The sequence below is a fragment of the Vibrio minamisatsumaniensis genome (assembly GCF_050337445.1).
GTDB lineage: Bacteria > Pseudomonadota > Gammaproteobacteria > Enterobacterales > Vibrionaceae > Vibrio > Vibrio artabrorum.
Genome location: NZ_JAKJSY010000128.1, coordinates 1 through 5,941, shown reverse-complemented (window position 1 = coordinate 5,941; position 5,941 = coordinate 1). Strand labels below are relative to the sequence as shown.

7 protein-coding genes and 1 other RNA gene are annotated in these 5,941 nt (G+C 45.5%); 5 read left to right on the top strand and 3 right to left on the bottom strand.

Annotated elements, in window-relative coordinates; all coding sequences use genetic code 11:
* Positions 1 to 252: 252 nt before the first annotated feature.
* On the top strand, positions 253 to 459 hold the full coding sequence (locus L4B77_RS19135; RefSeq protein WP_261838125.1) for a DUF1107 domain-containing protein: 207 nt from the start codon (positions 253 to 255) through the stop codon (positions 457 to 459).
* A gap of 135 nt (positions 460 to 594) precedes the next feature.
* On the opposite strand, the gene L4B77_RS19130 is transcribed toward L4B77_RS19135, so the two are convergent.
* From L4B77_RS19130 to L4B77_RS19120, 3 genes are read right to left on the bottom strand one after another with little or no spacing between them, the layout of a single operon-like run.
* A complete protein-coding gene (locus tag L4B77_RS19130; protein ID WP_429752398.1) occupies positions 595 to 1,818 on the bottom strand; it encodes an FAD-dependent 2-octaprenylphenol hydroxylase in 1,224 nt (407 codons plus the stop codon).
* An 11-nt stretch (positions 1,819 to 1,829) separates the two neighbouring features.
* Positions 1,830 to 3,008 (bottom strand): 2-octaprenyl-6-methoxyphenyl hydroxylase, encoded by a 1,179-nt coding sequence (gene ubiH, locus L4B77_RS19125; protein ID WP_429752400.1) that lies wholly within the window; start codon positions 3,006 to 3,008, stop codon positions 1,830 to 1,832.
* Between the two features lie 24 nt (positions 3,009 to 3,032).
* Positions 3,033 to 3,608 (bottom strand): YecA/YgfB family protein, encoded by a 576-nt coding sequence (locus L4B77_RS19120; RefSeq protein WP_261838127.1) that lies wholly within the window; start codon positions 3,606 to 3,608, stop codon positions 3,033 to 3,035.
* A 306-nt stretch (positions 3,609 to 3,914) separates the two neighbouring features.
* Here L4B77_RS19120 and zapA point away from each other — a divergent pair, with 306 nt between their 5' ends.
* The 4 genes from zapA (at position 3,915) to rpiA (ending at position 5,783) form a co-directional block, all read left to right on the top strand.
* Positions 3,915 to 4,223: a cell division protein ZapA gene (zapA, locus tag L4B77_RS19115; RefSeq protein WP_261838128.1), complete on the top strand. Its 309-nt coding sequence runs from the start codon at positions 3,915 to 3,917 to the stop codon at positions 4,221 to 4,223.
* Positions 4,224 to 4,234: 11 nt separating this feature from the next.
* A non-coding RNA gene (gene ssrS, locus L4B77_RS19110) (6S RNA) lies at positions 4,235 to 4,418 on the top strand.
* 6 nt (positions 4,419 to 4,424) lie between these two features.
* Positions 4,425 to 5,024: a 5-formyltetrahydrofolate cyclo-ligase gene (locus L4B77_RS19105; RefSeq protein WP_429752395.1), complete on the top strand. Its 600-nt coding sequence runs from the start codon at positions 4,425 to 4,427 to the stop codon at positions 5,022 to 5,024.
* 102 nt (positions 5,025 to 5,126) lie between these two features.
* The gene (rpiA, locus tag L4B77_RS19100; protein WP_429752393.1) at positions 5,127 to 5,783 is read left to right on the top strand and encodes a ribose-5-phosphate isomerase RpiA; all 657 of its coding nucleotides are present in this window, start codon (positions 5,127 to 5,129) and stop codon (positions 5,781 to 5,783) included.
* Positions 5,784 to 5,941 lie beyond the last annotated feature (158 nt).

Genomic DNA, 5,941 nt, shown 5'->3' with positions numbered 1-5,941 from the left:
CGCCTATTCTTATATCTGTAACATCCCTACTGCTTAATAACTAAACAGGAAAGTTCATGGCGGTTTCCTTACTCACTATTATTTTGAGGAGAATCTCACGTAAAAATGGATATTTACTACAAAAAGTGCTTAGAACACCACAAATATCTAATTAACGTCAACTCTACTGCATATTAATCCACGCTTATCACAATTATTATTTCGGATTTTTTCTACAATATGCTGGCTAAGTAAATATAAGGATAATTAAGAATGAGACTGTTTAAGCGCTATACACCGGGTATGATTGCTAAACATGTAAGTCGACTTTTCAAAGGACGAATCTACATTTACGGCGTCGGAAAATTTGAGTTTGATCATGGCAAACTCGTATTACCGGAGCGAGCAGAAAAACGTCACTTTCAAACCGTGAAAGAGATCAACAATGAAATCATGAAACTGCGTTGCGCATACGCCTAATCTGATTATCTAAAGAATTAAAAACAAAAGGGTTGGCATATTAATGCCAACCCTTTTTAGCGCTTCTAATTCTGAGCCTCATATTTTGCCGCGGGTTATTCTTTAAAACGACTCAACAGCTTAGCTATTGAGTGGCTATCGGTAAGTCATGGGACGTTTCGCTAAATCAGGAAGGTTTCCGGATAGGCCGAGCGCCCTTTTCATTATTTCATCTTTTGCGCCAGGCAGCTGGCCCGCAAGCTTCATACCGATACCACGAATCAACTTCTTAGCTGGATTATCGCCTTCAAACAGATCTTTAAAACCCTGCATAGAGGCAATCATTTTGGCCGCCTCTGCTTTTCTCCAGCGTTCATAGCCACGGAGGTGACGCTTGGTACCGATGTCCTCGCCTGCGACCCATAGCTTTAGCAACTCTTGCGCTAAGCTTGCTGCGTCTAATAGACCCAGGTTCACGCCCTGCCCGGCTAACGGGTGAATGGTATGTGCAGCATCCCCCACTAAAGCCACACGTTCTACAACAAAGTCACGCGCATAACGCATACGCAGTGGAAAGGCAAAACGCTCACCCACCACTTCGCATAGCCCAAGTTTTGAGTCAAACTCAGCCGTCAGTTGCTTATTAAAATCAGCATCCGACATAGATACAAGTGTCTCGGCACGATTGGGGTCTGTAGACCAAACAATCGAGCTCATGTTGCTCGGTTGCATTGGTAGGAATGCCAATGGGCCTTGAGGTGTGAATATTTGACGAGCAACGCTGTGATGCGGCTCTGCGGTTTTGATGTTCGCAACAATCGCACTGTGCCCATAATCCCAATGCGTTAGAGGAATATCTTGCTGCTTACGAACCCAAGAGTTCGCGCCATCCGCGCCCACGACTAACTTAGCGGTCAGTGCTTGGCCATTGTCTAGAGTTAACCATGCTTCACTTTCACCAATCGCCATCGTTTTGCACGTGGCGGGCATATACAGGCTGACATTGTCTTGCTGCTTAACCTGATCAAGCAGTGCCAGTTGAATCACGCGGTTTTCAACGATATGACCGAGATTCGGCTGAGCCAAGCGTGTCGAGTCAAACTCAATGCGAGCAAAGCTGTCTTGTTCCCACACTTCCATCGCTTGGTAGGGCGCAGCACGTCTTTGCTCAATGCCTTGCCATGCACCTAGGTTACGTAAAATGACTTCACTAGAACGACTCAATGCAGACACTCGAACATCCGGCAGTTCACTCAGCCCTTCATTGGGTGCTCTGCCCTCTATGACGGCGACTCTTAAGTCACTGTCTTTCAGAGCAACAGCAAGCGCTAGGCCAACCATGCCACCACCAACAATCGCGATATCAACACTTTGCATCATTATTTTCTACCTTATCTTTTTACTAGGCCAAGCGTATGACGCAAAAGTGGACCTTTAAGTGGTGGAAGGTTATCGATTACCGCTAACCCAAGATTACGCCCAATGCGAGCGGTCAAAAAATTGTTTGAGAACAGATGAACTAGGCTTGAAGTCAGCGTGATCGTTGTGTCTCTATCTTGTTCTCTACGTTTTCTAAAGTTAACAAGACCACGGTAACGCCCCACATCATCTAACTGAGTACACAACTCTTCCGCTAAGGATGCCACATCTCGAATGCCGAGATTAAAGCCTTGACCCGCAATCGGGTGAAGCGTTTGAGCAGCATTACCAACAATCGCAAAGCGATGAGAAATATTCTGCTGGCGGTGACGAAGAATCAGTGGGTAACTGGCACGCTTGCCGACTTTCTCTAGTCGACCAAGTCGCCAACCAAAGTCACTCTGCAACTGTTCAAGAAATTCGTCGTCAGTTAAGGTCATCACTTTTTGTGCTTGCTCTGGGGGCAAACACCAAACCAGCGACAAACGGTTGTCACTCATCGGTAATAGAGCAACGGGTCCATGCTCAGTAAAGCGCTCAAAGGCGCGACCTTGATGGGGTTCACTCGCCATAATATTGGCGATCACCGCGACTTGCTCAAAGTCATGCTCATTCAATGAGATATTAAGTTGCTGACAACAGGTTGAGATAGCACCATCCGCTGCAACCAGCAACTGAGTTGTTACCGTTTGTCCACTTGTCATCTCAATCGTTATGAACGATTGCTCACGTTCAACTTTATTGACAGACTCAGGGCAAAGTATCGTAATTGCGGGTTCAGCCTCAAGCTTCTGCTGATAGATTCGTCCCACATCCGCCAATTCCACCACGTAGCCAAGCGCATCAACAGCCAGATTGTCACTGTAGATGTCCGTCATCCCGGCATGTCCTCGATCCGATACATGGATATCTTTAATCGGGGTTGCGACCGGAGCGATCGATTGCCACAAGTGTAAAGAATCAAGGATCTGCACCGTGCCATAAGACAAAGCGATCGAACGAGAATCAAAACCGGGGTGAGCTTGATGATCAACCTGATAAGGCTCCACTACTGCTATCGATAGTGAACCTTGGCTTAGGTGATTCAGAGCAAGGGCTAAGGTTGCCCCCGCCATTGCGCCACCAGCAATTACAACATCATACTGAGCCATCATAACCTCAAACAATCAAGCGAATTAGTGAATGGTTGGCGCCGAATCTTCAGATGGGCGAGCACCAAACTCAGCATGAATCGTTAATGCGCACGCTTTTACATGCTCAATCACGTGCTCTAGAAGCTGCGCTTGCTCTTCCATGTCATCATCTTCGTCAATGCCTAGCTTTGCCATCTCTTCAAGATCAGCTAACGCTTCTTTGGTATCGTCAGACGCTTTATTCAATTGAGCGCCAACCAGACCTAAACCTGAAATGAAATGGTTAATCCAATCTGATACACCGTCCGCAAGATCAAACAAGCTTGCACTTGCGTCTTCGTCTGGCAGTAACATAGACAATTCCATGCCTGAACCGGTGATTTCACTGCTCGTGACTTTGAGTGTCGCTTCCGCTAGCGTTAATGCGCGATCGGGCCAACCCATGCCTTCATTGGTGTAATCAAAGATCAGGGGTTGCCAGCTTTTATCTGCCAGGTTTAAGCCTCCGCTCAACATACCCGTTAACAGACCATGCATCTCAGCTGGGTTTACGGCTAGGCTCGCCGATTGAAGTTCAGTCGCAACCGTTAGATAATCAGGTAAAGTCGTTTCACTCATCAGTAGTTCGCTCAGTTATTCTTGATATCGATAATATAATCGTACCACTTCACCCCAATTCTGGTAAGCGTCGATACCAAGCAATTGAAGAGTGACTGACTACCAATTGTTCAATTTGCTGAATTACTGTGTGCTCAAGCTCTCATTTACAAACAGTCACTCTGAAAAGCTTGAATCTTAATAGCGGTTTACCTATAGTTTCTCCCTCAGAGGAGATTGCTTCCTCATCGGTACTTGCGCTTTTTCTTTTAAAAAAAAGATAAAGAGCAGAAGCCTTAAAATAGCGCGTTAAAGAGTTCATCCATCATGAGTAATCAAGCGGTAGACGTTGAAATATTAGGAAAACTGACTCGAGTGAATTGTCCTCCTGGGCAAGAAGAGTCATTGATTGCAGCTGCGGCCGATCTTGATAATCGATTGAAAGAGATGGCTGAACGTACTAAGGTAACTAATGAAGTGAAGCTGCTAACGATTGCAGCTCTGAATATTTGCTATGAATTACAAACGAAAAAGTTTGAAGCAAATGATGAACAAAACGCACTGACCGAGCGTATGGAATTGCTCACGACATCACTGTCAGATGTCCTCAGTAAAGTTAAGCACGGACAGCAATAGCGTACACAAAATTTACCCTGGAGTGTTTGTCAGAGGATTTACGTCCCCGAGCCGATAAGCAATCCCTAAGGGTTAGTACTTGAGTGCTATTGAGCATGCTCGGCCCGACCGAGAAGCCTACGGTAATCATTGCTGATCCGCCTTGAACTCGCTGGTTCAAGGGCCATCTATTCTCAACGGCACTTTGGGGTATCCTTTCTTATGCAGACGCTCACACGCAGCGAATTTCGCAAACAGATCCGCATCAAACGCAATGCCTTGTCTGGCGAACAGCAAACTCAATCCGCTTTAGATTTAGTCCAGCAGTGCGCTCAACTGACTGAGATCCAGTCAGCTCAGCATATAGCGCTCTATATCTCTATTGATGGCGAACTCAATACCCAACCTTTAATCGAGTGGTTATGGTCGCAAGGTAAACAAACGTATTTACCAGTATTGCACCCCTTCTCTAGCGGACACTTATTGTTTCTGCACTACTCTCCAACCACTCCCACGGTATTAAATAAATATGGCATCGTAGAGCCTCAACTGAATCAAATGCTGGTTAAGCCTTGCCATCAACTCGACCTTATCTTCGCCCCCCTTGTTGGTTTTGACTCTCGAGGGCATCGCTTAGGCATGGGCGGCGGATATTATGATCGCACTCTGGCGAAGTGGTTTGAGACAGGCAGTGGCGCAACGCCAATTGGTTTGGCTCATGATTGCCAACATGTCGATACCTTACCGACAAAAGAGTGGGACATTCCGTTACCTAAAATCGTGACTCCGAATAAAACTTGGCAATGGGAAAGCAACCATTAAAGCGCTATAATCCCGCCGCAAACGTTAACCTCAATATAGAAACGTTAACTTCAATACGCGAACGATTAATTCAAAGCGCAATACCTTATTCAGGAGAATGGCATGACTCAAGATGAAATGAAAAAAGCAGCGGGCTGGGCAGCACTTCAATATGTTGAAGAAGGCAGCATTGTCGGTGTTGGCACTGGCTCTACAGTAAATCACTTCATCGACGCGCTTGGCACAATAAAAGAGAAAATCAAAGGTGCGGTTTCAAGCTCTGTCGCTTCTACTGAAAAACTGGAAGCACTAGGCATCAAAGTTTTTGAGTGCAACGACGTTTTCAAACTAGACGTTTATGTTGATGGCGCAGATGAGATTAATGCTTCACGCGACATGATCAAAGGCGGCGGCGCTGCTCTCACTCGTGAAAAAATCGTCGCGGCTATCTCGGATAAGTTTGTATGTATTGTTGACGGAACTAAAGCTGTTGATGTGTTAGGCAAATTCCCACTGCCTGTTGAAGTAATTCCAATGGCACGTTCATACGTTGCACGTGAACTGGTGAAACTGGGTGGTGATCCCGTTTACCGTGAAGGCTGCATCACAGATAACGGTAACATGATCTTAGATGTTTACGGTATGGCGATCGAAAATCCAAAACAGTTAGAAGACATCATCAATGGTATTGCTGGTGTTGTTACTGTCGGTCTATTCGCTCACCGTGGCGCTGATGTAGTGATCACTGGCACACCTGAAGGTGCAAAAATTGAGGAATAAATAAAAAATATTCATTTTTTGTTGTTTCATTACATACGGCGCCCAAGGGCGCCGTTATTTTTGCTTTTTTCTCTAGAATTATGTCTTATTCCGTAATTTTCTTACCCAAAACATTTTTTTTTTGTTACTTTATTGTTCAGAAGACGCACAAGGAAACG